We start from the raw sequence: 25,427 nt of genomic DNA on the forward strand, positions 1-25,427 counted from the left end.
GGGCGGACGGGCGTCGGCGGCTGGGCGGCCTCAGCGGCTCGCGCCGAAGTCCTGCGTCCACCAGGGCCCGCCGTCGCCGAAGTGCACGCCGACGCCCAGCTCCTCGAAGGAGCAGTTGAGTATGTTCGCCCGGTGCCCGGGGCTGTTCATCCAGGACTCCATCACCGACGCCGCGTCCGCCTGCCCGCGGGCTATGTTCTCGCCCAGCGTGGACCACTCGTAGCCTGCGGCCTCGACACGGGTCGTCATGGTGGAGCCGTCCGGGCCGGTGTGGGACATCACCCCGCTCGCGGCCATGACGTCGCTGTAGTCGTCGGCGGCCCGGGTCAGCCGGTCGTTCGCGGTGACCGGCGAGCAGCCGGCCGAGGCCCGCTCCTTGTTGACGAGCGCCAGGACCTGTGCCTCGGCCCCGCTCGCCCCGCCGGAACCCGAGCCCGCGACCGAGGCCGGCCCCGAACCGGATCCCGGTCCGCCGCCGGAGTCCGTGCCGCCGCCACCCGACGCGGACCCGTCGGTGCGGGTCTTCACCGTCGCCCTCGCGGGCGCCGTGGACGCGGCCGGAGTCTTCTTCGCCGGCGCGGCGGACGCACGCGCCGTCCTCGACGGCGAGGCACTGGGCGTGGCACTCACCCGGGGCGAGGCGCTCGCACTCGCCGACGGGGACACCGGCGCCGTCGCGCCTCCGGCCGCCACCTCGGCGTTCGGACCCCCACCGGCCGCGCTCGTCGTGACCCGGTCCGCGGGACCGTCGTCCTCGCCGCCGGAGACGGCCAGCGTGATCCCGACGCCCGCCGTGACGGCGACGCCGAGCACCACCGCGGTGCCGCGCCTGCCCAGTCCGCGGTGGGGGCGTGCGTGGGAACGGGACGGACGGGCGGCTCGGCGGGAACCCATGCGCAGGACACCTCGGCTTGTCGGTCGGACGAAGAGGGAGACCCCGGTGGACGCCTGGGCGCCCACCGGGACTGTGGGGGGTTGCCGAGAGCCTAGGACGGGCACCGTGCGGATACGGCACCTCGAAGGTCATCTTCAAGAAGCCTTAAGGAAGCCGACAGAGTCCGCTGAGGAATCCGGTGCACCGGACACCCGGGGGAGTGGCCCGGCTCACATGGCGTACCGGCGGTGCCACCGACACCATGGTCCTTTGTCACCGGCAGGCTGAAGGGATCCACCATGTTCCGCAAGGTGCTGGTCGCCAACCGCGGCGAGATCGCGATTCGCGCGTTCCGAGCCGGCTACGAGCTGGGCGCGCGCACCGTGGCGGTCTTCCCGCACGAGGACCGCAACTCGCTGCACCGGCTCAAGGCCGACGAGGCGTACGAGATCGGGGAGCCCGGGCACCCCGTGCGCGCCTACCTCTCCGTCGAGGAGGTCGTCCGCGCGGCACGCCGCGCCGGGGCGGACGCGGTCTACCCGGGCTACGGATTCCTCTCCGAGAACCCCGAGCTGGCCCGCGCCTGCGAAGAGGCCGGCATCACGTTCGTCGGACCGAGCGCGCAGATCCTGGAACTGACCGGGAACAAGGCCCGCGCCGTGGCCGCCGCCCGCCAGGCCGGCGTGCCCGTCCTTGGCTCGTCGGCCCCCTCCACCGACGTCGACGAACTCGTCCGCGCCGCCGACGACATCGGCTTCCCCGTCTTCGTCAAGGCCGTCGCGGGCGGCGGCGGGCGCGGCATGCGCCGCGTCGAGGAGCCCGGGCAGCTGCGCGAGGCCATCGAGGCGGCGTCCCGCGAGGCCGCGTCCGCCTTCGGCGACTCCACGGTCTTCCTCGAGAAGGCGGTCGTCGAACCCCGCCACATCGAGGTCCAGATCCTCGCCGACGGCGAGGGCAACGTCGTCCACCTCTTCGAGCGGGACTGCTCGGTGCAGCGCCGCCATCAGAAGGTGATCGAGCTCGCCCCCGCGCCCAACCTCGACCCGGATCTCCGCGCGCGCATCTGCGCCGACGCCGTGAACTTCGCCCGGCAGATCGGCTACCGCAACGCCGGCACCGTGGAGTTCCTCGTCGACCGGGACGGCAACCACGTCTTCATCGAGATGAACCCGCGCATCCAGGTCGAGCACACGGTCACCGAGGAGGTCACCGACGTCGACCTGGTCCAGTCCCAGCTGCGCATCGCCGCCGGCGAGACCCTGGCCGACCTCGGACTCGCCCAGGAGAACATCACCCTGCGCGGCGCCGCCCTCCAGTGCCGCATCACCACCGAGGACCCGGCCAACGGCTTCCGCCCGGACACCGGCACCATCAGCGCCTACCGGTCGCCCGGCGGCTCGGGCATCCGCCTCGACGGCGGCACCACCCACGCCGGTACGGAGATCAGCGCGCACTTCGACTCGATGCTGGTCAAGCTCTCCTGCCGGGGCCGGGACTTCGCCACCGCCGTGGGCCGCGCCCGGCGTGCCGTGGCCGAGTTCCGCATCCGCGGCGTCGCCACCAACATCCCCTTCCTCCAGGCGGTGCTGGACGACCCCGACTTCCAGGCCGGCCAGGTCACCACGTCGTTCATCGAGCAGCGCCCGCACCTTCTGACCGCCCGGCACTCCGCCGACCGCGGCACGAAGCTGCTGACCTACCTCGCCGACATCACGGTCAACAAGCCGCACGGCGAACGCCCCGAACTGGCCGACCCGCTGACCAAGCTGCCGCCGCTGCCCGTCGGCGAACCCCCGGCCGGCTCCCGGCAGCGGCTCGCCGAGCTCGGCCCCGAGGGCTTCGCCCGCTGGCTGCGCGAGTCACCCGTCATCGGCGTCACCGACACCACGTTCCGCGACGCCCACCAGTCGCTGCTCGCCACCCGGGTGCGCACCAAGGACATGCTCGCCGTCGCCCCCGTGGTCGCCCGCACCCTGCCCCAGCTGCTGTCCCTGGAGTGCTGGGGCGGCGCCACCTACGACGTCGCGCTGCGCTTCCTCGCCGAGGACCCCTGGGAGCGGCTGGCCGCCCTGCGCGAGGCCGTGCCCAACATCTGCCTCCAGATGCTGCTGCGCGGCCGCAACACCGTCGGCTACACCCCGTATCCGACCGAGGTCACCGACGCCTTCGTGCAGGAGGCCGCGGCCACCGGCATCGACGTCTTCCGCATCTTCGACGCCCTCAACGACGTCGACCAGATGCGGCCCGCCATCGACGCCGTACGCGAGACCGGCACGTCGGTCGCCGAGGTCGCGCTGTGCTACACCGCCGACCTGTCGGACCCGGCGGAGCGGCTCTACACCCTCGACTACTATCTGCGGCTCGCCGAGAAGATCGTGAACGCCGGCGCCCATGTGCTGGCCGTCAAGGACATGGCCGGACTGCTGCGCGCCCCCGCCGCCGCGACCCTCGTCTCCGCGCTGCGCCGCGAGTTCGACCTGCCGGTGCACCTGCACACCCACGACACCACCGGCGGCCAGCTCGCCACCTACCTCGCCGCGGTCCAGGCCGGCGCCGACGCGGTCGACGGCGCGGTGGCGTCCATGGCGGGCACCACCTCGCAGCCGTCGCTCTCGGCGATCGTCGCCGCCACCGACCACACCGAGCGGCCCACCGGCCTCGACCTCCAGGCCGTCGGCGACCTGGAGCCCTACTGGGAGAGCGTCCGCAAGGTCTACGCGCCCTTCGAGGCGGGCCTCGCCTCCCCGACCGGCCGCGTCTACCACCACGAGATCCCCGGCGGCCAGCTCTCCAACCTGCGCACCCAGGCCATCGCGCTGGGCCTCGGCGACCGCTTCGAGGACATCGAGGCGATGTACGCAGCCGCCGACCGCATGCTGGGCCGCCTGGTCAAGGTCACGCCCTCGTCCAAGGTGGTCGGCGACCTCGCCCTGCATCTGGTGGGTGCCGGTGTCTCCCCGGCCGACTTCGAGGCCGAGCCCGACCGGTTCGACATCCCCGACTCCGTCATCGGCTTCCTGCGCGGCGAACTGGGCACCCCGCCCGGCGGCTGGCCCGAGCCGTTCCGCAGCAAGGCGCTGCGGGGCCGCGCCGAGGCCAAGCCGGTGGCCGAGCTGAGTGCCGACGACCGCACCGGGCTGGCCAAGGACCGCAGGGCCACGCTCAACCGGCTGCTCTTCCCCGGTCCGGCGCGCGAGTTCGACACCCACCGCGGCACCTTCGGCGACACCAGCGTCCTGGACAGCAAGGACTTCTTCTACGGGCTGCGCCCGGGCAAGGAGTACACCGTCGACCTCGACCCCGGGGTGCGGCTGCTCATCGAGCTCCAGGCGATCGGCGACGCCGACGAGCGCGGCATGCGCACCGTCATGTCCACCCTCAACGGCCAACTGCGGCCCATCCAGGTCCGCGACCGTGCCGCGGCCTCCGACGTCCCCGTCACCGAGAAGGCCGACCGGAGCAACCCCGGCCACGTCGCGGCGCCCTTCGCCGGCGTGGTGACCCTCGCCGTCGCCGAGGGCGACACGGTGGAGGCCGGAGCCACCGTGGCCACCATCGAGGCGATGAAGATGGAGGCCACCATCACGGCGCCGAAGTCCGGCACCGTCGGCCGGCTGGCCATCAACCGCATCCAGCAGGTGGAGGGCGGCGACCTCCTCGTCGAACTGAACTGAACCGAGCCGTCGTGACGGCGACGGCGTCCGGGACCGGTCCCGGACGCCGTCGCCGCGTTTCACGCGCCCTTCGGCGCCGCCTGCTGCACCACCTCGAACGACCACAGCGTGGACCCGCTCGCCGCGGGCCTGGGCCGCTCCCCGCCCTGCTCGCCGCCGCCCTGGTGCGCCGACTTCATGGGGCCCTCCATCCACGCCTTGAAGGACTCCTCGTCGCGCCAGCGCGTGTAGACGAGGTAGGTGTCGGTGCCCTCGACGGGGCGCAGCAGCTCGAACCACTCGAAGCCGTCGGAGTTCTCCACCGCGTGGGCACGCGAGGCGAAGCGCTTCTCCAGCGTCTCGCGCTGCTCGGCCGGCACGGTCAGTACGTTGATCTTGACTACGCTCATGGCCCCATCCTGCCGTACCCGGTCGTCAGCAGGCCCGCCGCCAGACCCCGAGCTCCGGCTTCTTCTGCATCGAGGACAGTCCCAGCCGGCGCGACTGCGGGCAGAAGCGGCCCGTCGGTTCGGCGTACTCGACGTGGAAGACGGCCTTGCCGGCCGCGACGAACGGGGTGAGCCGCTCGCACTCCCCGTACTGCGCGCACTCCTCGTTGACCGCGAAGTCGAAGTCGTCCACCAGCTGCGGGATCTGCGGCAGGTCGTTCTTGAGCCCGACGGACAGCCCGCGCTCGTGGGCGATCTCGGCGATCATGCGGTTGTAGGCCAGCTGGTCCCGGGCGGTGAGGGGGAAACCGGTCTCGTTGCCGAAGCCCTCCACCAGATCGGGCTCCACCGCGTCGAACCCCTTGTCCCGGCACATGTCGAACCGCCGCTCCATGATCGGCCGCAGCACGGAGATCCGGCGGATGTCCAGCCACCGCTCGCCCTGCCAGCCGTTGGGCGCACCCAGCACGTCCCGGGGGAAGTCGTCCCGGTCCGGGCGGAAGCTCTCCCACGCGCCGACGTTGACGTAGCAGATCACCTTGCGGCCCGCGCGGTGCAGCCGGGCCACGTCCGCCGCGCCGTTCTCGAAGCCGTCGATGTCGTAGACGGGAACGTCGGCCGACGGATCCACCCGGCCGTCGAGCTGCCACTGCCAGGCCAGCCCGGGACGCGGCCGCCACACCTCCCCGCGCGACGTGGGCTCCGGCCGCGGGTCCTCGCCGCCCCCGCCGCCCGCACAGCCGGCCACCACCGCGAGGAGCAGCAGCGCGAGCAGCAGGGTGGCCGGCCGCCACTCCCGCCTCATCGCCGCGCCCCGGTCAGGACGGGCGTCAGACGGGCCCACGGGTTGGGCGGCTCTCCCGTGACCGGCCCGCTGACCCCGGCGCCCCGCTCGCCGGCGGTGCGCACGGCGAGCGGGGCGAGGGCCTCGGGCACCCCGTACACCAGGTGGCAGAAGCGTTCGGGGGGATGGCGGCGGGTCCAGTCGGGCCGGCTGAACGCCGACACATACGTGGACCAGGGTCCCTCGAAGGTGACGACCAGGTCGGCCAGCCGGGCGTAGCCGGGCGCCGGGTGGACCCCCGGGTTCAGCACCACGCACGTCGCGCCCCGCCGTCTCAGGTCACGCACCAGCGCCTTGTACGGGGGCAGTCCGCTCCTGGCCGCGCTCACCCGGTCGAGGAAACACCCGTCGGCCGCGTACCACTCGCGGTGCCGCCGGGCGTCCTCGACGACGTCGGCCGCGGAGCGGGTGCCGTAGTCCGTGTCGACGTAGCCGAGCAGCCGCGCCCCTGCCGCGCGCAGCGCCCCGGCCGCCGCGGTGAACGCCGGATCGGGCGCATCGCCCGGCCCGTCCGCCGGGTTGAGGACGACGCCGTAGGTGCGGTCGGCCGCGGTGATCAGCCGGTGCCAGGCGCCGGGGTCCTCGGCGGGATGGACGTACAGCGGGATCAGCAGGCTCACGACGGGACGTCACTTTCGGCGCGGGGGGACGGCTCCGGCACGCCGGCCGACCACAGCGCGGCCAGGGAGTCGCCCAGAGCGTACGACGGCTCCCAGCCGAGCGCGGACCGCGCGGCGGAGATGTCGGAACACTGCCAGGACACCTGCCCGGAACGGACGGACCCGGCGCCCCGCTCCTCGAGCCGGCCGCGGAATCCGGCCGTCTCGGCCAGCATCCGCACCAGGTCCCGCACCGGCACCGCCCGCCCGCCGCCGACGTTGAGCACCCCGGGCAGCGGGCCGGGCACGGTCACCGCCCGTGCGACGGCGCCCGCCACGTCGCGGACGTCGACGAAGTCCCGGTACGCCGACAGGTCGCCGAGCCGCAGCACCGCGGCCGGGTCCGTGCCCGCCTCGCGCAGCAGCGCGGTGACCCGGCCGGGCAGGCCGGCGGCCGGGGCGCCGGGCCCGACCGGGTTGCCGACCCGCAGGGCCACCGCGTCCAGGCCGGATGTGGCGACCGCGACCGTCCCGGCCAGCTTGGTGGCGCCGTAGACGGTGAGGGGACGGGTGGGCGCCGACTCCGTCACCCTGACCTGCGGCTCGCCCGGCCCGTACTCGGCGGCCGAGCCGAGGTGGACCAGGCGGGCCGTGGGGCGGGCCCGGCGCAGCGCCTCGCACAGGACGGCGGTGCCGCGGGCGTTGACCTCGGCGAGCGTGACCGCGTCGCCGCCCGTGGCGCCCGCGCAGTTGACGACGGCGTCGACGGCCGCCGACGCCAGCGCCCGCGCGAGGCGTTCGACGGAGTCGGCGGCGAGATCGGCCGGGACGTCGGCGCCGGGCGAGCGGCCGGCGCCGAGGACCCGCGTGCCCGGCAGGGCACGGAGCCGCTCGGCGACATGGGCGCCCAGATAGCCGGTGTGGCCCACAACGAGGATGCGCATGCGGTGCTCAGGCTCCCTTGAGCAGCAGGGACTTGCGGCTGGTGAACTCGGCGTTCGCCCGGTCGTAGTCGTCCGGGCGGCCGATGTCGAGCCAGTAGCCGTCGAACTCGTAGGCGTGCGGCGGGTCGCCGGCCCGCAGCAGGTCCAGCACCAGTTCGTCGAAGCCCAGCGGCAGCCCGGCGGTGTAGCCGTCGAGCGTGCTCCGGGACAGGCCGTACACGCCCATCGAGACGCGGTAGTCCATGCTCGGCTTCTCGGTGAAGGCGACGACTCTGCTGGCGTCGGTGGTCAGCACCCCGAAGTCGATGTGCACCTTGCGGGCGTACGTGGCGATCGTCAGCGGCGCGCCGGACGCGCCGTGCCGGCGCAGGACGTCGGCGTAGTCGAGGTCGGTGAGGATGTCGCCGTTCATCACCAGGAAGTGCTCCGGCAGCCGCTCGCGCATCGTCAGCAGCGGCCCCATCGTGCCCAGCGGGCTCTCCTCGGTGGCGTAGTCGACGGTCAGCCCCCACTGCGAGCCGTCGCCGACATAGGCACGGATGATCTCACCGAGGTGGCCTATGGCGATGGTGCAGCCGGTGAACCCGGCCGACGCGAGCTGGCGCAGGACGATCTCGAGGATGGCGTGCTGGTCGCCGATGGGTACGAGCGGTTTGGGCAGCGCGGTGGTGTAGGGCCGCAGCCGGACGCCCTTGCCCCCGGCCAGGATCACAGCGTGCATGAGGTTCCCCCTCGGTCAACGTGCCGGTCTGGGTCAGATGTTGTAGATGCCGGTCTTGTAGCGGGCCAGGTTGGCCGGGTCGCGGAAGAACTCCACCGTGCGCGCGAGCCCCCGCTCCAGGTCGTGCGCCGGGCTCCAGCCGGTCGCCTCCCGCAGCCGGCTCGCGTCCGCGACCAGCCGCATCACCTCGGAGTTGGCGGGCCGCAGCCGCTGGGCGTCCTCGCGCACGTCGAGCGCGGTGTCCATCACCTTGCCGATGAGCGCCACCAGATCGCCGACGGAGATCTCGCCGCCGGTACCGGCGTTGAAGGTGCGGCCCACGACCCGGTCGGCGGGCGCGGTGCCCACCGCCAGGAACGCCTGCGCGGTGTCCGCGACGAAGGTGAAGTCCCGGGTGGGCCGCAGGTCCCCGAGGGTGATGGTCCGTTCGCCCGCCGCGACCTGGCCGATGACGGTGGGGATCACGGCCCGCATGGACTGCCTCGGGCCGTAGGTGTTGAAGGGCCGCAGCGTCACCACCGGGGTGTCGAAGCTCGCGTGGTAGCTGTCGGCCAGCCGGTCCCCGCCCGCCTTCGACGCGGCGTACGGCGACTGGGTGTTGATGGGGTGATCCTCCGTGATCGGCACGGTCCGCGCGGTGCCGTACGTCTCGCTGGTGGAGGTGTGCACCAGCCGGGGAGTGCCCTGGGCGCGCACCGCCTCCAGCACGTTCAGGGTGCCGGTGACATTGGTGTCCACGTAACTGTGCGGCGCCCGGTAGGAGTACGGGATCGCGATGAGGGCGGCCAGGTGGTACACGCAGTCGGCGCCCTCCACCAGGTGCCGGACGGAGCCGGGGTCCCGGACGTCCCCGAGGACGATCTCGACCTGGTCGAGGACGTCGGGGGAGAGGGTCTCCAGCCAGCCGTAGGAGGAGAAGGAGTTGTACTGCGCCATGGCCCTCACCCGGTGCCCGGAGGCCACGAGCGCCTCGGTGAGGTGGGAGCCGATGAAGCCCTCGGCTCCGGTGACGGCGGCGAGCGGTGTGGAGGTCACGCGGGGTCCTTCCGGTCGATGGGTGGGTCGGTGGTGTACGGGGACGTCGGGCCCCTGGGGGCACGGGTGACGCGGTCGGACGGGTCAGGCATGGGCGGCCGGCCGGCCCAGCAGTCGCAGCACGCAGCCGGTGAGACAGAGCGCGGCGATCCCGCAGCCCCACGACAGGGCCGCGGCGCCGGACGGGGGTCCGTACAGCACGACCGCGCCGGCGCCCCCGGCCGTGGCGAGACACAGGGCGGCGGGCGGCCAGGCCACGCCGAAGGCCTGGAGGAGCAGCGAGGTCCACAGGACCACCGCGAGCAGCGCCGTCGCCACCGGATCGGCGTCCACCAGCAGCGCCACCGGTACCAGTGGCCCGGCGTAGGCCAGCAGGCAGCCGGCGAGAACGGCGGCCGACCGCAGCCGGAACGCGGCCGGGGTGGCGGTGGCCCGCAGCGCCGCCACGGACAGACCGCGGTAGCGGTACAGCAGCCACTCCGCCGGTCCCATGGACACGGTCAGCACGACCACCGCCCACGGCTGGTGACGTCCCGTCAGGAACACCAGCACCCCCGCGGCCAGCCCGAACAGCCCGTACGGCAGCGACCGCGACGGCCGCGGACGCACCGCTCCCGCGACCGGTGCCGCCGACAGGGTGCCGCGCAGCGCCCAGCCGGCCGCGGCCACCGCGCCCCCCAGCGACAACGCGGGCAGGACCGCCCGCAGCAGGCCTCCGGGCTCCCACCACGGCAGCGCCGCAGCGCCGGCGACCACCGGCACGAGCGCCGCCAGCAGCAGCCGCTCCCTGCCCAGCACCAGCAGCACGCCCGCCGCGGCGAGATACCCCGACTGGACCGCCACGGCCGCCACCGCCGCGCCGGTCCCGGCCAGGGGGGCGCCCGCCGCGACCGCGGCCACGGCACCGAGCGGCGCCCCCTTCAGCAGGGTGCGGCCGGCCTCCCGGCGTCCGGCCGCCAGCCGCAGATACGCGCGGTGGCCCAGCGCCTGGTTCCACGCCCAGGACACCAGCCCCGCCACCACCAGCGCCGTCACCGTGCGACCGCTCGGCAGCAGGCGCCCGGCGAGCGCGTAGCCGAGGCCGGGCAGCGCGAACAGGGCTCCGCGCAGCGCGCAGCGCACATGGTCGGGCCGCCAGGGGTCGGCCGGCCGCGGCGGCTCGGGAAAGGTGCGCGGGACACGCTCGTACAACGCGGTGGCCAGCGAGAACAGATCGCGGTGCCCGTACCGCTCCGTGATCGTCTCGCCGGTCAGCCCCTCGGACTCCAGCAGCGCGGCCACCTCGTAGGGATGGACGGCCGGGGCGATGCGGTCGGCGAGTTCGGCGGCCAGCCGGTCGACCGCCTCCTCCCGCCTGCCGTGCCCGGGACGGACCAGGGCGAGCGTGTGGTGGTCGGCCGAGCGCGGGGCGGGCGGGCGCGTGTCGGCGAGGCGCAGCGCCAGCGTGTCCTGCTCCGCGCCGCCGGGCTCCAGCGCCATGGGTCCGCTCATCCGGTCGCACTCCTCACCGGCGCCGCGCCGGCCGCCGCGAACGGGTCGTCGCCGGCCGCCGTGGGCACGGCCGCGGAGCCGAACGCCGACAGCTCCAGGTATATGGACCGGAAGGTGTCGATGGTCTGCCGGAGCGTGAACTGCTCGATCACCCGCAGCCGTGCCGCCTCGCCCATCGCCCGGCGCCGCCCGGCATCACCCAGCAGCTCCAGCGCGGCGGCGGCCATGGCGGCCGGGTCGCGCGGCGGCACGACCAGACCGGCGTCGCCGACGGCCTCCCGGACGCCGCCCACGTCCGTGGAGACGGTCGCCCGGCCGCACGACATGGCCTCGATCAGGGTGAAGGGGAAGCCCTCGCTGATGCTGGACAGCATCACCACGTTCCCGGCGGCGTACGCGTCCTTGATGTCCTCGACCCGGCCCTCGAAGGTGACGGCGTCGCCGTGGCCGAGCCGGGCCGCCAGCGCCTCGCAGCGCTCCCGGTAGGCCTCGCCACCGCGCGGCGTGCCGCCGAACAACCGCAGCCGCGCCGCGGGCAGTTCGGCCCGCACCAGGGCGAAGGCGCGGATCAGGGTCTCCAGGTCCTTGATCGGGTCGACCCGGCCGGCCCAGCTGAGCACCGGCTCCGAGGGCTCCGGACCGGCGGGCGGGAACGCGGCCGGGTCGACGCCGTTGTAGACCGTGCGTATGGACTCCGGGGCGGCGCCGCCCCGCTCCTCCCACAGCCGGTTGTAGCGGTTGCCCGGCGTGATCAGGGCGGCCCTGCGGTACGTCTCCTCGGCCAGCAGCCGGAAGAATCCGAGCACGAGCGCCTTCACCGGCCAGCGGTAGGGGGCGGTGCGGTAACCGAGGTAGCGTTCGCGCAGATACACCCCGTGCTCCGTCAGCAGCAGCGGCACCCCGTGCCGTTCCAGCGCGGCCAGCCCCGGCAGCACGGCGACGCCGCCGCTGACCGCGTGGGCCACGCCCCGCTCCGGGCCCGGGGCTGCCAGTGGCCGCAGGGCGTGCTCCAGCAGGGCGGTCGCCGTGACCGCGTCGTGCAGGGTGGGCCGGGCCTCCCGAACGGCGAGCCCCGGACGGTTCCAGACGGCGGTCAGGACGCCGATCGCCCGGTCACCGCGCAGGAACGGGCCCAGCCGGCCGTCGGCGGCGGCCCGCGCGAGCCCGTACAGGGCGGGGCCGAACCCGTCCTCGGCCCGCGGGTCGAGCAGCGCGGTGACGAACCGCTCGTAGGCGGCCTCGAGCCGGTTGCGCTCGCGCCCGCGCGAGGGGCGCCCCTGCGGGGCGGGCCCCCACATGGGCACGGAGACCACCCGGCCGACATGCCGGGGGATGTCCCAGACGAGCGGCTCGCGTCCGGTGCCGGTGACGGCGACGACGTCGAAGTCCAGGTCGGGCATGCCGGTGACGAGCTGGTCGCACCAGACACTCACTCCGCCGTGACTGTGCGGGTAGGTGCCCTCGGTGAGCAGGGTGACGCGCGGCGCGCCGGGGCGCCGCGCGCCGTGGGGAACGTGCATCGATGTGCTCCACGGCCGGGGTGTGGGGTGTGGCGGGACCTGTGGTGCGCTCAGCGCTCCGTGCCGTAGGGCACCGGCTCGCGCACGCCGGCCGGGACCCGGGTGCGCGGAGCGGCCGGCGGCGTGGCGGCCGTGCCGCCGGAGCCGGCGGCGGCCGGGGGAGCGGTGGCCGACGACGGCAGGGTAAGGACGAGGGGCTGTCCGGACCCGGGCGTCGTCCAGCCGGACACCGCACCGGCATAGGCGTCGCCGAAGGCCGTGCCCGCGTGCAGGGTGCCGGCCGGCATGGTCGCCGGTACCGCGACACCGTCGGGCGCCTTCACGGTCACCGCGTCGCCGACGCGGTAGGCGGTGACCTGGCCGGCGTCGAGGGCCGCCTGCCAGGCGGCGCGGCGCTGGAGTTCGACGCCGATGTCCGCCATCCGCAGGTTCACCACGGGCGTGTTGTCGGCGAACAGTCCGGCGTAGTCGTCCAGGACACCGTCGAGGACGGGGTAGGCGATGCGCTCCTCCGCCAGGTTCGACTGGTGGATGAAGTGCGGCTTGGGGTCGTTGGACAGGACGTGCCCGAGGGCGATCCGGGTCTCCAGCGGCACGATGTGGCCGGCGTAGCCGGTGGCCGGGTCCAGCGGTGCGGGCAGGCAGGTGGAGGTGGCCGGGTTGTCCTCGCAGATGCCGCTGCCGCCCTGGGCGCGGCTGGTGTAGATCCAGTTGTACTCGTCGACCTGCTCGGCGGCCCGCCCGGCGTTGTAGAAGACGTTCATCGGATAGCGGGAGACGGTGGTGGCGCTGCCGACCCGGCGCTGCACGGGGTCGCGGGAGTTGTCCGAGCCGAGCCAGGCGACGCGGTTGTCCGTGAGGGCCGGGCCCAGGTTCGGGTTGTCCTCGGGCTGCTGCGGGGTCACCTTCAGGCCCGAGTGCTCACCGGTCACCAACTCGTCGTCGTCCAGCGGGAGCCCGGCCCCCTCACCCCAGACGCGGTTGGTGGCGATCTCGTCCGCGATCTCGTTGCGGGTCACCCACCGGGTGCTGCCGTCGGGGTTCGTGGCGCACTTCCACGGCACCACGCTCACGTCCTGGACGCAGCCGAGGAAGGCGTGCGTGTAGGTGTGGTTGATCCACCGGAACGCGCCGCGGTCGGCGATCAGCTTGTCGGCGAGCGGGTCGGCGCCGCCGTTGTCCTGGCGGTGGTCGACGCTGCCGGAGCCGTTGTAGGCCAGGTCGAGGGTGAAGTCCCTGCTGTCCTGCCAGGCGATGGCGTGGTCGACGTCGGCGGGCACCATGCGGATCGGGTTCGGCGTCCCCTCGCCCGGCGCGCAGTCCACGTCGCCGGGCGTGCAGTTGAGCGCGGTGTCCCAGCGGTCGTCGGCCGCGAACACGTCGTCGACGTGGACGGCGAAGTAGTTGCGGTCGGCGCCCGTATGGACCCCGCCGGTCATCCACTCCACGATGCCGCGGGCCAGCAGCCGGAACTGCTGCTGGTACCGGTTGTAGACGAAGGTGACGACCAGCTCACGCCGTCCGTCGTGCCGATACTCGCCCACCAGCGAGCCCTTCGTCGCCCGCCCGGGGATCGCCGCCTGGACGTAGGGAACGAAGTCCGCGCCCGGCGCGGGCGTCGACAGGTAGGCGTAGGACTCGCCCACGATGGGGGAGTTGTCCTCGAACGGCACGGCCCCGTCCAGATAGCCGAAGGGGCCCGCCAGACCGGCCTCGGTCACCTCGGCCCGTACGCCGTCCAGGCTGCCGGCGTACCCGGTACCGACCGCGTACTGGAGTCCGACCTCGGGACGCGCGTACGTGTAGGCGTCGACCTGCGGGATCCCGTACTCCGCCTCGTAGGCGGCCAGGGCCGCCATCTCGCCCGAACCCGCCGGGAAGGGGTTGTCGTTGGGCATGACCACGGCCTGGAACCTGGCGCGGGGCCGTCCGTCCACGGTGTCCGCCAGGAAGCCGGCGTCGATCGAGGGCCGGCCGGCGTCCCCGAGGTCGACCTCCGTGTACGGCGTTCCCGCGGTCTCGAGTTCGGCGGCGATCGCGTCGGTGGCCGGCCCTCCGTCGCTCACGACCAGCACGCGCAGGTCGACGCGCGGTGCCGGATCCTCCGCCCGGGCCGTGCCGGCCGGCAGCGCCAGCGACGCGATCAGCGCGCCCACGGTGAGTGCGGTCGTGCGAATGGTCCGCTTCATGCGGTGAGATTCCCTCCCCCGGGCAGGGGTCGGCCGCCCCTTGCGGAGCCCCCACCCCACGACAACGCCGCCGCTCCCCTGAGACGCCGGTCGTCAACGCATCCGTCGCGTCACATAGTGAGGTCTGTGTGGAGCTTTTGTGTGCCTGCTGCGGAACTTGACGGAAAAGCACATGTGTCCATTCGGTCCCGGAGGGGCGGCGTCCGGTAGCCGGGGAGCGCCGTCCGGGAAGGGTTCGAGATCGCCCCCAGGGCCCGTGTACTGCTGCGAAACGACATCGGGCGACCACGGAATGTCATATTCCGACGTCTCTGGGTGCCAGAGGTCTGCACCAGTCGGGCGGTCGGGCGTGGTGCGAGATCAGGTCACCGCGATGCGTACGGCGACGGCGGCCGGCCCGTCGTGGGGCCGGCCGCCGCCGGTGCTCAATGTGCGGGGAGGGGTGCGGTCAGGCGCACAGGACGCGGGTCTCCGGCGTGTAGACCGGGCCGCCGTTGACGCTCGTGCTGTCGCTGAACTCGGCGTAGTAGTACGAGTAGAAGCCGATGTTGCCGTTGCAGCCGGAGTCGGCGGCGACCTGCAGCGTCAGCGTGACGGTCCGGCTCTGGCCGGGCGGGATGGTGGCACCGTAGTTGGCGCCCAGGTCGGCCGGTCCGGTCCCGCTGCACGGCACGGCCCCGTTCTCCGCCGCCAGACTGCAGCCGGTGAAGCTGTACTTGAGGTCGGGGCGCTGGGTGGTCAGCCAGGTCGGGTCGATCGTCTGGTACACGAACCAGATGTCGTACGTCTTGTTGTTCTTGATCGTCATCGACAGGTTCACCGCGCCGCCCGGCTGAGTGGTCGCCGCGTCGGTGCTGAACGTCAGCTCGGCCGGGGCCGGGTCGGCGGCGCTCGCGGAGGGCGCCAGGCCGAACAGGGCGAGGGCGAGGGCGATGATCGTGGCGAGAGAGAAGCGTCTCGTTCGTGTGGATCGCATGGCCCGGGAGACTAGGCACGGCTCCCGCGAGTCGTCTGTACCGCCGGGAGCAGCGGGAACACGGCCCGGCCGGAAGTGTGCGCCCGGTGAAGGAAGTGTGACGGCGTCGTCACAACGGGTGGCGTCCGGCGTTCGCGCACGACAGGGCCGTACGGGCACCGGCCCCGCCGCGGACCGCGCCGCACCGCCCGGCCGCATCCGCCGGCCGGCGGCAATGGCGGATTCCGGGTGCCCGCCGGCAACGGGCCGTGCGCCCGGGACATGTGGTCCCGGGCGCACGGCCACGTCGTTCACCCGTCGGTCACGGGAACTGGGTGACCTTGGACGGCACGGTGTCCGTCCCCGACGTCGGAGCGCCGGTGTCGTTGATCACGTGCGCGTACTGGCCCTTGCCGCCCAGGGAGATCACCATCAGATGGCGCATCCTGACGCCCGGCTTGACCGGCACCTGGAACCCGTGGTGCTGGACGATCGTGTCGTCGGACGTGTAGTTGCAGTAACTGCCCAGCGCCACGGCCTCGTGCTCGTTCACCGAGTCGGCGACCTTGTAGGCGGCGTAGCCCACGATGCCGTCGTGGGTGACGGCGGCCGCGTTGGGGGCGTCGTACGCCTTCTCGTTCTGGAAGAAGATCGTCCGGCCGCGCTCCCCGCTCCAGTACACGTCGTACTTGTTGAAGTGCTCCACGAACAGCCCCGTCGCGAGAACGTCGTCGCCGTTGACGCGCAGACCGTAGTCGGCCCGGTTGGTCTCCCAGCCGACGCCCTCGCCGTGGTCGGCCCGCCAGATCCAGGTGTGGTCGATGATCACGTCGTCGCTCTCGATCACGACGGAGTCGGTCGCCCTGCCCGGCCCCGCGCCGCCGATGCGGATGAAGACGTCCTGCATGGTGGTGGGGTTGGCGGCGTGGTCGGCGCTCGCGCCGGGCGTCCCGATCCGCAGCAGCGTGTCGGAGTTCGCCGGACCGGCGTCGATCAGGAAGCCCGCGAGCCTCACGCCGTCGACGTCCGCCACGTGCATGGCGTCGACGCCGTTGTCCGGAATGATCGTGGCCAGGCCGAGGCCCAGCACGACGGTGTTCGCCCGGTCGACCTCGATGGTCCGGTCGACGTGGTACACACCCGGCGTGAACAGCAGGTTGAGGCCCTGGTCGAGGGCGGCGTTGATGGTCGCCGCCGTCGCGCCCGGCCTGACCACGTAGAACTGGCTGAGCGGCAGCGAGGTGCCACCGGCGTTCGCCGGCCAGGAGACACCGCGTGAGTTGGTCCGCTTGGCGGGCACCCGTACCTTGTACTCGCTGCCGTCCAGGTAGAGGAACGGCTTCTCGCGCGAGATGGGCGTGGTGTCGAGCGTGGTGTACGGACCGGTCTCGAAGTTGCTCGCCGGCGCGCCCTCGACGCCCGTGAAGGTCATGTTCCAGACGCCGTTGGTCCAGCCGCCGACCGAGCTGTCGCGGGTGTACCACTGCTGCTGCGAGTACGGGCCGACGGTGCCGTCGATCTTGGAGTCGGCGATGTAGCCGCCGGAGGCCCAGCCGTAGCCGTTGGGGGCGAGGTTGAGGCCGCCCTTGACGTGGATGCGGCGGAACGGGGCGGCCTGCGCGACGGCCCAGCGGTCGGTGCCGTTGGACGGCGTGATGGCGAGGTTCTCGGCCGAACGCCAGAAGTTCTGGGTGGCGTTGCCGTTGAACCAGCCCGCGTCCACGGTGATGTCACCGTTGATCTGCGTGTCGTCCGGGTTGAGGCCGAGCCCGGAGACGGAGGTGTAGAAACCCAGTTGGGCGTTGATGCCGTTGTAGGTGCCCGGCTTCAGCAGGAACTGGTAGCGCCCGCTGCCGAACTGGCTCGACTCCTGCTGGGCGAAGACCTGGTCGAACTTCTGCTGGAGGTTCGGCGTGGAGGGGTCCACGACGATGACGTTCGGGCCGAGGTCGCCGCCGCCCTCGACCGGGGGCGTGCCGGTCGTGCCGGTGTGGACGGCGACCTCCCACAGTGAGTAGCCGTAGCCGGTCGCGCGGACCGTGCCCTGGACGCGGACGTAGCGGCCCGAGCCGCTGACGTCGTAGGAGGCCTTGCCGCCGGTGGCCCCGGTCACGCTCTTGAGGGTGTGCCAGCTCTGTCCGTCCGAGGAGGCCTCGATGCGGAACTCCTTGGCGTACGCGGCCTCCCAGTTCAGGTCGACCTTGCACAGGTCCTGCACCGAACCCAGGTCGACCTGCACCCACTGCGGGTCGGACGCCTGGCTGGACCAGCGGGTGCCGGCATCGCCGTCGAAGGCGGCGGAGGCGGGGGTTCCGGCGTTCTCCACGGAGGACGCGGAGGCGGACTTTCCGCGGGCAGCGTTGTCCGTGCCGCACGCACCGGGCGTCGTTCCGCCGGTGGTGCCGAAGACCTGGAACTCCCACAGCGAGTAGCCCCAGGGAGTGGCCCGGTGGACGCCCTGCAGGCGGACGTAGCGGCCCTGTCCGGAGACGTCCAGGGTGTCGGTGCCGCCGTCGCCGCCGGTCACCGTCTTCACGTCGGTCCAGGTGGTGCCGTCCGGGGAGAGCTGGATCCGGTAGTCCTTGCCGTACGCGGCCTCCCAGTCGAGGACGATCCGGGTGACGGAGGCCGTGGCGCAGAGGTCGACCTGCAGCCACTGGTCGTCGCTCGCGGCCGACGACCAGCGCGTGCCGGTGTCGCCGTCGACGGCGTTGCCGGGGGCCGTGCCGGCGTTCTCGCTGGACGAGGCCGTGACCGTGCGGCCCTGGGAGAGGGGGGTGTCGGCCGCGGAGGCCGACATGGGTGCGGGAAGGGTGACGAGCGCCGCCGTGGCGGCGAGCGCGACACCCAGGGATCTGAGTCTCATGCGTGCGCTTTCTGCGGGTGCGGACGGGGGAGCGGGAACGTCGAAGAGGCCCTCCCGGCGGGGCTGCCGGAAGGGGCTGCTGACTCGAACGGCTTTGTGAGGCCGCTTAGTTCAAGACGTGATTTAAGTGGTGAGAAGTCGATCGGGCAAGGCTTCGGACGAGGGAAAAAGTCCGGCGGCCGCCTCGGCTCCCCGCGCTCCTCCCTCTCCTCGGCTTCAGGTCGTCGCGAAAGCCCCCGCCCGGGCCGCCGCCTCCGCCGCCTCCGCGGCGCGGTCCGCCGCGGCCTCGTCGAGCGGCTCGCCGGTGGTGAGCAGGCGGTAGTACAGGGGGGCGGAGACCGCGCGGATCACCTCGCGCGTGTCGGTGTCCTCGGGCAGCTCGCCGCGCTCGACGGCCTGCCGCACGCACGGCTCCCACTCCGAGACGCGGGTGTCGTAGAAGCGGCGAAGGGCGGCAGCCGCCTGTGCGTCACAGGTGGCGGCGGCGATCACCGCCTTGAACAGCGCGCCCTGCCGCGCGTCGGCCAGCGTCCGCTGGACGAGGCGGGCGTTGGCGCGCAGATCGCCGGAGAGGCTGCCCGTGTCCGTGTCCGTGCGCGGGAGCGACTGCTCGGCCATGTCGGTGAGCAGGTCCGCGACCAGGTTGGCCGGGGTGCCCCAGCGCCGGTAGACCGTGGTCCTGCCGACCTCGGCGCGACGGGCCACGTCGGCGAGGTCCAGTCCGGCCAGTCCGTGCTCGGCCAGTGCGTCGCCGGCCGCCGTCAGTACGGCGGACCGCACCCGGGCCGTGCGGCCACCGGGGCGGACGGTGCCCGGCTCCACGCTCTCGGACGTCATAACGGTACTCCTGTTCCATTAGCGGCTCGTTCGGTGCTAGCCTGGCGGCATCTTAACGGAACGCACATCCCGTTAAGTCGCTGCCGTCCTGCCGCTCCGCCGGCGGAACGGCCTCACGAGGGGATACGACGATGGAATACAGGCGACTGGGCGCGTCCGGGCTCATGGTCCCGGCGCTGAGCTTCGGTGCGGGCACCTTCGGCGGGCGCGGGGAGCTCTTCGGCGCATGGGGCGACACGGACGAGGCGCAGGCGCGCCGGCTGGTCGACATCTGCCTGGAGGCGGGGGTGACCATGTTCGACACCGCCGACGTCTACTCCGCCGGAGCGTCGGAGGAAGTGCTCGGCGCCGCGATCAAGGGGCGCCGGGACCAGGTGATCCTCTCCACCAAGGCCGGCCTGCCGACCGGTGACGGACCGGCCGACGCGGGCACCTCGCGGACGCGTCTGATCAGGGCGGTCGACGATGCCCTGCGCCGGCTCGGCACCGACTACATCGACCTCTTCCAGCTGCACGCCTACGACGCGCGGACCCCGGTCCACGAGGTGCTGTCCACCCTCGACGACCTCGTCAGCGCCGGGAAGCTCCGCTACACCGGCGTCTCCAACTTCAGCGGATGGCAGCTGATGAAGTCGCTGGCCGACGCCGACCGGCACGGATACCAGCGTTACGCGGCCCACCAGGTCTACTACTCCCTCGTCGGGCGCGACTACGAGTGGGAGCTCATGCCGCTGGGGGTCGAGGAGGGCGTCGGGGCCGTCGTCTGGAGCCCCCTGGGCTGGGGGCGCCTGACGGGCCGCATCCGCCGAGGCCGGCCGCTGCCCGCCGGCAGCCGGCTGCACGCCACGGCCGATTACGGCCCGCCGGTGGAGGACGAGCACCTCTACCGGGTGGTGGACGCGCTCGAGGCTGTCGCCGAGGAGACCGGCAGGACCGTCCCCCAGATCGCCATCAACTGGCTGCTGCGGCGCCCGACCGTCTCCTCGGTCCTCATCGGAGCCCGCAACGAGCAGCAGCTCCGGCAGAATCTGGGTGCCGTCGGCTGGTCCCTGACCGAGGACCAGGCGGCCCGCCTCGACGCCGCGAGCGCCAAGCCCGCCCCCTACCCCCACTTCCCCTACGAGCGGCAGGAGGGCTTCGCCCGTCTCAACCCCCCCTGGCGACGGCGGGTGCGGCCCCGTCCCAGGGCTGACGGTCGCAACGGGCGCGCCGCGCAGGGGAATTGTCAGTGCCGTACTGAAGAATGCGGGCGGAAGCGAGATCAACACCGGCCGGACCGGGTAGGCGGTCTCGAGTCACTGACCTGGAAAGGCCACGCCGATGCCGCCCACCGCCCCGTCCCCGCAGACCGCCGCCCCGCGCGCGACCGGCCGCCCGGCCCGGCTCGGTGCCGTCCCGCCCCTCGGTGCCGCGCCCGCCCCGGGGCGGCGCCGGTCCCGACCGTGCGGCCCCCTCAGTCCCGCGCAGGCCGAGGTCCTGCGGATCGTCTCCGACGCGCGCACCCCCGTGTTCGTCACCGTCCGGGACGGCGGACGGCGCAGGTACAGCTACTGGCGGCCGCTGGACTCCGCCACGGGCAAGGGGGGTTGCTATGTCGCGCTGCCGACCGCCGAGTGCGACGCGCTGCACGCCGCCGGGCGGATCACGCTCGGCGACCCCCTGGCCGACCCGGCGAGGACGACCTACCGGGTCAGTGCCCCCCGCACCCCGGCCGCCCCTCTCCGCGCGGTCGGGGGCCGCGTGCGCGCCGCCTGATCGACCGAGCCGGGCCGATCGGTGAGAAGGCCGATGGGCAGGACGTCCGGTGACGGACGGCCGGCCGTGGCGGGTTCCGGCTCAGGCGGGCCGGTCGAAGCCCGTGGCCCAGTAGCGGCCGCGCAGGGCGAGGTCGAGGAGCATGCGGACGACCTCCTCGGCCGGCATCGGCGGGATCTCGTGCTCGACCCACCACTGGAGCACCGACACCTGCTCGCCGACCCAGGCCCGGGCCAGTAGTCCGGCGTCGATGCGCGGCTTGACGTCGTTGCGCTCGGAGCGCCCCCGGAACTCCTCCGCGGCGACCCGCGCGCACGAGTCCATGAACATCCGCAGCGGCTTGCCGTCCCCCTCGCCCCGCAGCACGATCCGGTACAGATCGCGCTCCTCCCGGGCGTGCCGCAGCATCTCCAGCACCGGCTTGCCGGTGAAGCCCACGCTGTTCTCCGTCACCACCGGCCGCAGCCGCTCGTCGAGCTCGTCCAGCAGATCGCGGGTGACCCGGGCGAACAGCTCGTCCTTGTCGCGGAAGTGGCTGTAGAAGGTCGCGCGCGCCACGTCGGCGCGCTGGGTGATGTCCTCGACGCTCAGCGCCGTGAAACCCCTCTCCAGCACGAGGTGCACCAGGGCGTCGCGCAGCGCCCTGCGTGTCTTGCGGATGCGTCTGTCCTCGGCCATCCCCGTCGTCCGTCTCCCTAGCCGGTCCGCTGCGGCCCGGCGGCACGTGTCCCGGGCGGCAGCCAGTCTACGGACTCTTGACAGGTGAAGTGTTACCGAACAGTCTGTCTGGAAACAATCAACCAGTCCAGTGTGGGCTCCCCCAGCTGAGCCGCCCTGGACCGCCCACCGTTCCCACCCGCACAGGAGTCCGTCGGTGAACCTCGGCATCTATCTCACCCGCAGCGCCCGCCACTGGCCCGAACACGCCGCACTGGTCTGCGAGGACCGCACCTGGACCTACGCACACCTGGAGGAGCGCGCCAACCGGCTGGCCTCCGCGCTGGTGCGGCGCGGACTCGGCCCGGACGACGCCGTCGCCTGCCTCGGCTGGAACCGGGGGGAACTCGTCGAGGTCGAGTTCGCCCTGTACAAGGCCGGACTGATCCGGGTCCCGGTCAACGCCCGCCTGGGCCGGGGCGAGATCGAGCACATCCTGCGCGACGCCCCGGTGCGCGTCCTGGTCTTCGACGAGGCCCACCGCGAGGACGCCCTGGCGGTCCTGGCCGCGGCGGGCACCGACTGCGTGCCGGTCGCGCTGGACGCCGAGAAGGGCACCGGCGGGACCGCCGGCCGGCCCCTGCCGTACGAGGACCTGCTGTCCGAGGGCGACGCCGGGCCCGTGGCCGTCGACGTCACCGACGACGCGCCCGCCGTCCTCAACTTCACCTCGGGATCGACGGGTTCGCTCAAGGCGGCGGTGCAGACCTTCGGCAACCGGCTCGCCAACATGCGCAAGACCCTCATGACCGACGAGTCGCGCCCCCGGCCCGACACCCGCTATCTCGCCTGCGGACCCATCACCCACGCCACCGGCATGGTCCTGCTGGCCGGTGTCTTCGGCGGCTCCACCACGCACGTCCTGCCGAGCTGGAGCCCGCAGGCGTTCCTCGACACCGTGGAACGCGAACGCATCACCGCCACGTTCCTGGTCCCCGCGATGCTCAACACCGTCCTCGCCCACCCCGGCGCCGGCGACCGCGACCTGTCCAGCCTCACCAGCGTGCGCGTCGGCGGAGCTCCCGTCTCCCCGCAGCGCCTGCGCGACGCCGTCGCCCTGTTCGGCCCCGTCGTCGCGCAGGGCTACGGCCTGGCCGAGACCACCAGCGTCGTCGCCGGCCTGTCCGGCGCCGACATCGCCCGGGCCGTCGCCGAGGACCCCGAACTGCTCCAGTCCTGCGGCCGGGCCGCCTACGACACCGAGGTCAGGGTCGTCGACGAGCAGGGCGATTCCGTCCCGCCCCGCGAGATCGGCGAGATCATCGTGCGCGGCCCCGACTGCGTCAGCCGGTACTGGCGGGCACCGGAACTGACCGCCCAGACCTTCCGCGACGGCTGGGTGCACACCGGCGACCTCGCCTGGATGCGCGAGGACGGCTATCTGTTCCTCGTCGACCGCAAGAAGGACATGATCATCTCCGGCGGTTTCAACATCTACAGCACCGAGGTCGAGACCGTCCTGTACGAACACCCCGCCGTCCAGGAGGCCTGCGTGGTCGGCGTCCCGGACGAGAAGTGGGGCGAGGCCGTCAAGGCCGTCGTCGTCACCCGGCCCGGCGCACAGGTCACCGCCGACGAACTCACCGACTTCTGCGGCCGGCGCCTGGACCGCTTCAAGAAGCCGCGCTCCGTCGACTTCGTGGCCGGACTCCCGCACAACCGCAACGGCAAGCTCGACCGCAAGGCCGTCCGCGAACCGTACTGGGCGCACGCCACCCGCCGCGTGCACTGAACCGAACCGACGACCCGGAGCACCCCGCCATGACCTTCTCCTTCAGCCCCGTACCCGAAGACCCCCGGCTCGCCGGCCTCGTCACCCGCCTGCGCGCCTATCTGGACGACGAACTCGCCCCGTACGAACGGGACAACGGCATCACCCACGCCTCCCGCCTCACCCGCTCCGACCTGGAGCCGGTGTGGAAACGCTGCCGGGAGCTCGGCTTCTACGGCATCCACCTCCCCGAGGAGTACGGCGGCCAGGCCCTGACGTACACCGAACTGGCCGTCCTCAAGGAGGAGGTCGCGGCCAGTGGGCGTGTGCTCGGCCACAGCGTCCTCGGCGACATGGGCGGCCCGCTGCGCGCCGGAGACATCCTCCGCCACGCCACCCCCCACCAGCTCGACACCTACCTCCTGCCCCTGGTCCGCGGCGAACGCGCCTGCTGCTTCTCCCTCACCGAGGCGGACGCCGGGTCCGACGTCCGCGCCATGCGCACCACCGCCGTCCGCGACGGCGACGGCTACCGGCTCACCGGACACAAGGTGTTCAGCTCGGCCGGGCCCTTCGCCGACTTCGCCATCGTCGTGGCGCGCATGGCGGAGACCGAGGAGTCGTACTCCGCCTTCCTCGTCGACCTCGACAGCCCCGGCTGCACCGTCACCGAGGGCGCCACCCCGATGTCCGGCGAGCACATCGAGAGCGACATCGTCCTCGACGACTGCCGGGTGCCCGCGGCCAATCTGCTGGGGGAGGAGGGCAAGGGCCTGCGCATCGCCCTGGGACGGGTGACCGTCAACCGCCTCCTGCACTGCCCGTCGGCCATCGGCGCCGGCCGCCGCGCCCTCCGGCTCACCCGGGACCGCGCCCTCACCCGCACCGTGAACGGCAAGCCGTTGCTCGCCCTCCAGGCCATACAGCACAAGCTCGCCGACATGGCCGCCGACCTCTACGCGGCCCGGTCCATGACCTACGCCGCGCTGGCCGCCCTCGACCGCGGCGACGACGTGCGCACCGAGGCGTTCATGTGCAAGCTCTTCGTCGCCGAGTCGGTGTTCCGGCTCCTCGACGAGGCGGTGCAGATCCACGGCAAGGACGGCCTCACCCAGGGACACGAGATCGAGTACCTCTTCCGCAGGATGCGGATGTTCCGGGTGCTGACCGGCACCTCGGAGATCCAGCGCAACGGCATCGCCAAGGGCCTGGCGACCCTGTCCTGACTGGTGGACGCCGGGCGCCCCCGTACAGGTCCCGACGTGCCGTCGGGCGTCTCTGCCGTCACAGCGACGGGTGCGCGGTGGGCGGGCGGGCACGCCCTCGCGGGGCCCCGCCGGCGGGCGGAGCCCCGTCACGGCCGACGCGCCCGTTGCGACGGGGCGACGACCGGGCAGAATCCCTCATGACAGGCCGAGCGGCGGCGACCGCGGCTCGCGACGGGAGAGGGGTGCGGTGCGTGGGTGAGCGGCAGGACCGGGAGTGGACGGCGATGACCCCGGGGGACTTCGACCGGGAAGCCCCGCTGCGGCTGAACGTGGGCACCGGTCCCACCGCCGTACCGGCCGAGCCGGACGAGTACGGCACGGCTCCCCTGTTCGGGGACACGGCTCCCGAGCGGACCGTCCGACGCCGGGAACGGCCGCGCGCCAGCCCGGCCGGTGCGCAGGAACGCCTGTTCTGACACGGGCGCCGCGACCGCGTGGCGGCGAATCGAGTGGAGGGATCGAGGTCCGCGCTCGTGGCTTGCGGGCGACCGTGACACGGCCCGAGGGTCAGCGCTGCTCGGCGGCCCCAGGGGAGACGGGCCGCTCGAAGAAGGTCTCCAGGACGACGGTGGCCTGCGTCCCGCTGACGCCGTCGATCGCGTAGATGCGACGGAGCACGTCCTGGAGTTGCTCGGTGGTCGCGGTCCTGACCTTCACCAGCACCGAGGCGCTGCCGGCCGTGATGTGCGCCTCGAGTATCTCGGGAATCGCGGCGAAGCCCGCCGAGGAATCACCCATCCACGCGGTCGAGTCGACCGTCACGTAGGCCAGGACGCCGCCGCCCACCGCCGCCGGGTCCACCTCGGCGACCGTGCGCCGGATGACGCCGCGCGAGCGCAGCTTGCGAACCCGTTCGTGGGCGGCTCCCGCCGACAGGCCGACTGCCTGACCCAGAGCGGCGTAGGACTGGGTGGCGTCCTGCTGGAGCAGCTCCAGCAGGACGCGATCGATGTGATCCACGACTCTCCATTCGGCTTCTGCTTGATCGGACCATATCCG

The 25,427-nt window shown here is 73.1% G+C and carries 20 protein-coding genes and 1 pseudogene; 6 read left to right on the forward strand and 15 right to left on the reverse strand.

What is annotated here, in order from left to right; translation table 11 throughout:
- Positions 1-30: 30 nt before the first annotated feature.
- Positions 31-894, reverse strand: coding sequence for a CAP domain-containing protein (locus tag AB0E77_RS10630; protein WP_361568493.1), 864 nt, complete (start codon positions 892-894; stop codon positions 31-33).
- Between the two features lie 279 nt (positions 895-1,173).
- Between AB0E77_RS10630 and AB0E77_RS10635 the strand changes: the two genes are divergently transcribed.
- A complete protein-coding gene (locus AB0E77_RS10635; RefSeq protein ID WP_361568496.1) occupies positions 1,174-4,548 on the forward strand; it encodes a pyruvate carboxylase in 3,375 nt (1,124 codons plus the stop codon).
- Between the two features lie 59 nt (positions 4,549-4,607).
- On the opposite strand, the gene AB0E77_RS10640 is transcribed toward AB0E77_RS10635, so the two are convergent.
- From AB0E77_RS10640 to AB0E77_RS10695, 12 genes are all read right to left on the reverse strand, one after another.
- Complete coding sequence (locus tag AB0E77_RS10640; RefSeq protein ID WP_361568499.1) at positions 4,608-4,937, reverse strand: antibiotic biosynthesis monooxygenase; 330 nt, start codon at positions 4,935-4,937, stop codon at positions 4,608-4,610.
- Positions 4,938-4,962: 25 nt separating this feature from the next.
- A complete protein-coding gene (locus AB0E77_RS10645) occupies positions 4,963-5,781 on the reverse strand; it encodes an endo alpha-1,4 polygalactosaminidase (protein ID WP_361568502.1) in 819 nt (272 codons plus the stop codon).
- A complete protein-coding gene (locus AB0E77_RS10650) occupies positions 5,778-6,440 on the reverse strand; it encodes a spherulation-specific family 4 protein (RefSeq protein ID WP_361568505.1) in 663 nt (220 codons plus the stop codon). The genes AB0E77_RS10645 and AB0E77_RS10650 overlap by 4 nt, the downstream gene beginning before the upstream one ends.
- Positions 6,437-7,363, reverse strand: coding sequence for an NAD(P)-dependent oxidoreductase (locus tag AB0E77_RS10655; RefSeq protein ID WP_361568508.1), 927 nt, complete (start codon positions 7,361-7,363; stop codon positions 6,437-6,439). Before AB0E77_RS10655 ends, AB0E77_RS10650 begins: the two co-directional genes overlap by 4 nt.
- Before the next feature lie 7 nt (positions 7,364-7,370).
- Complete coding sequence (locus AB0E77_RS10660) at positions 7,371-8,084, reverse strand: sugar phosphate nucleotidyltransferase (protein ID WP_361568511.1); 714 nt, start codon at positions 8,082-8,084, stop codon at positions 7,371-7,373.
- A 33-nt stretch (positions 8,085-8,117) separates the two neighbouring features.
- On the reverse strand, positions 8,118-9,119 hold the full coding sequence (locus tag AB0E77_RS10665; RefSeq protein WP_361568514.1) for an SDR family NAD(P)-dependent oxidoreductase: 1,002 nt from the start codon (positions 9,117-9,119) through the stop codon (positions 8,118-8,120).
- An 84-nt stretch (positions 9,120-9,203) separates the two neighbouring features.
- A complete protein-coding gene (locus AB0E77_RS10670) occupies positions 9,204-10,610 on the reverse strand; it encodes a hypothetical protein (RefSeq protein WP_361568516.1) in 1,407 nt (468 codons plus the stop codon).
- A complete protein-coding gene (gene pelF, locus AB0E77_RS10675; protein WP_361568519.1) occupies positions 10,607-12,130 on the reverse strand; it encodes a GT4 family glycosyltransferase PelF in 1,524 nt (507 codons plus the stop codon). The genes AB0E77_RS10670 and pelF overlap by 4 nt, the downstream gene beginning before the upstream one ends.
- Positions 12,131-12,180: 50 nt before the next feature.
- On the reverse strand, positions 12,181-14,319 hold the full coding sequence (locus AB0E77_RS10680; RefSeq protein WP_361568522.1) for a hypothetical protein: 2,139 nt from the start codon (positions 14,317-14,319) through the stop codon (positions 12,181-12,183).
- 448 nt (positions 14,320-14,767) lie between these two features.
- Positions 14,768-15,295, reverse strand: a complete 528-nt coding sequence (locus tag AB0E77_RS10685; protein ID WP_361568525.1) for a hypothetical protein — start codon at positions 15,293-15,295, stop codon at positions 14,768-14,770.
- Between the two features lie 301 nt (positions 15,296-15,596).
- Complete coding sequence (locus tag AB0E77_RS10690) at positions 15,597-18,140, reverse strand: discoidin domain-containing protein (RefSeq protein ID WP_361568528.1); 2,544 nt, start codon at positions 18,138-18,140, stop codon at positions 15,597-15,599.
- Between the two features lie 216 nt (positions 18,141-18,356).
- Entirely contained in the window at positions 18,357-18,977 is a 621-nt protein-coding gene (locus AB0E77_RS10695; protein ID WP_361568531.1) for a TetR/AcrR family transcriptional regulator, read from the reverse strand.
- A 131-nt stretch (positions 18,978-19,108) separates the two neighbouring features.
- Between AB0E77_RS10695 and AB0E77_RS10700 the strand changes: the two are divergent.
- Together AB0E77_RS10700 and AB0E77_RS10705 are read left to right on the forward strand one after the other, a co-directional pair.
- A pseudogene (locus AB0E77_RS10700) lies at positions 19,109-20,134 on the forward strand (aldo/keto reductase); the annotation flags it as partial.
- A gap of 163 nt (positions 20,135-20,297) precedes the next feature.
- On the forward strand, positions 20,298-20,732 hold the full coding sequence (locus AB0E77_RS10705) for a hypothetical protein (protein WP_361568844.1): 435 nt from the start codon (positions 20,298-20,300) through the stop codon (positions 20,730-20,732).
- 81 nt (positions 20,733-20,813) lie between these two features.
- Here AB0E77_RS10705 and AB0E77_RS10710 read toward each other — a convergent pair whose 3' ends face one another.
- Complete coding sequence (locus AB0E77_RS10710) at positions 20,814-21,410, reverse strand: TetR/AcrR family transcriptional regulator (RefSeq protein ID WP_361568533.1); 597 nt, start codon at positions 21,408-21,410, stop codon at positions 20,814-20,816.
- Between the two features lie 196 nt (positions 21,411-21,606).
- On the opposite strand from AB0E77_RS10710, the gene AB0E77_RS10715 reads away from it, so the two are divergent.
- The 3 genes from AB0E77_RS10715 (at position 21,607) to AB0E77_RS10725 (ending at position 24,844) form a co-directional block, all read left to right on the forward strand.
- Positions 21,607-23,181, forward strand: a complete 1,575-nt coding sequence (locus tag AB0E77_RS10715; RefSeq protein WP_361568536.1) for an AMP-binding protein — start codon at positions 21,607-21,609, stop codon at positions 23,179-23,181.
- A 29-nt stretch (positions 23,182-23,210) separates the two neighbouring features.
- Positions 23,211-24,386 (forward strand): acyl-CoA dehydrogenase family protein, encoded by a 1,176-nt coding sequence (locus AB0E77_RS10720; protein WP_361568539.1) that lies wholly within the window; start codon positions 23,211-23,213, stop codon positions 24,384-24,386.
- Positions 24,387-24,619: 233 nt separating this feature from the next.
- Positions 24,620-24,844: a hypothetical protein gene (locus AB0E77_RS10725; protein ID WP_361568542.1), complete on the forward strand. Its 225-nt coding sequence runs from the start codon at positions 24,620-24,622 to the stop codon at positions 24,842-24,844.
- 91 nt (positions 24,845-24,935) lie between these two features.
- Here AB0E77_RS10725 and AB0E77_RS10730 read toward each other — a convergent pair whose 3' ends face one another.
- Complete coding sequence (locus AB0E77_RS10730; protein ID WP_361568545.1) at positions 24,936-25,388, reverse strand: Lrp/AsnC family transcriptional regulator; 453 nt, start codon at positions 25,386-25,388, stop codon at positions 24,936-24,938.
- Positions 25,389-25,427 lie beyond the last annotated feature (39 nt).

The organism is Streptomyces sp. NPDC032940, from assembly GCF_040636935.1.
Classification (GTDB): Bacteria; Actinomycetota; Actinomycetes; order Streptomycetales; family Streptomycetaceae; genus Streptomyces.

What these genes read in the sequence shown, in the direction of transcription:
- AB0E77_RS10645 (WP_361568502.1), bottom strand. Translation starts at nt 5,781, where the DNA reads ATGAGGCGGGAGTGGCGGCCGGCCACCCTGCTGCTCGCGCTGCTGCTC.
- AB0E77_RS10655 (WP_361568508.1), bottom strand. Translation starts at nt 7,363, where the DNA reads ATGCGCATCCTCGTTGTGGGCCACACCGGCTATCTGGGCGCCCATGTC.
- AB0E77_RS10705 (WP_361568844.1), top strand. Translation starts at nt 20,298, where the DNA reads ATGCCGCCCACCGCCCCGTCCCCGCAGACCGCCGCCCCGCGCGCGACC.
- AB0E77_RS10635 (WP_361568496.1), top strand. Translation starts at nt 1,174, where the DNA reads ATGTTCCGCAAGGTGCTGGTCGCCAACCGCGGCGAGATCGCGATTCGC.
- AB0E77_RS10660 (WP_361568511.1), bottom strand. Translation starts at nt 8,084, where the DNA reads ATGCACGCTGTGATCCTGGCCGGGGGCAAGGGCGTCCGGCTGCGGCCC.
- AB0E77_RS10690 (WP_361568528.1), bottom strand. Translation starts at nt 18,140, where the DNA reads ATGAGACTCAGATCCCTGGGTGTCGCGCTCGCCGCCACGGCGGCGCTC.
- AB0E77_RS10630 (WP_361568493.1), bottom strand. Translation starts at nt 894, where the DNA reads ATGGGTTCCCGCCGAGCCGCCCGTCCGTCCCGTTCCCACGCACGCCCC.
- AB0E77_RS10720 (WP_361568539.1), top strand. Translation starts at nt 23,211, where the DNA reads ATGACCTTCTCCTTCAGCCCCGTACCCGAAGACCCCCGGCTCGCCGGC.
- AB0E77_RS10640 (WP_361568499.1), bottom strand. Translation starts at nt 4,937, where the DNA reads ATGAGCGTAGTCAAGATCAACGTACTGACCGTGCCGGCCGAGCAGCGC.
- AB0E77_RS10670 (WP_361568516.1), bottom strand. Translation starts at nt 10,610, where the DNA reads ATGAGCGGACCCATGGCGCTGGAGCCCGGCGGCGCGGAGCAGGACACG.
- pelF (WP_361568519.1), bottom strand. Translation starts at nt 12,130, where the DNA reads ATGCACGTTCCCCACGGCGCGCGGCGCCCCGGCGCGCCGCGCGTCACC.
- AB0E77_RS10695 (WP_361568531.1), bottom strand. Translation starts at nt 18,977, where the DNA reads ATGACGTCCGAGAGCGTGGAGCCGGGCACCGTCCGCCCCGGTGGCCGC.
- AB0E77_RS10680 (WP_361568522.1), bottom strand. Translation starts at nt 14,319, where the DNA reads ATGAAGCGGACCATTCGCACGACCGCACTCACCGTGGGCGCGCTGATC.
- AB0E77_RS10710 (WP_361568533.1), bottom strand. Translation starts at nt 21,410, where the DNA reads ATGGCCGAGGACAGACGCATCCGCAAGACACGCAGGGCGCTGCGCGAC.
- AB0E77_RS10685 (WP_361568525.1), bottom strand. Translation starts at nt 15,295, where the DNA reads ATGCGATCCACACGAACGAGACGCTTCTCTCTCGCCACGATCATCGCC.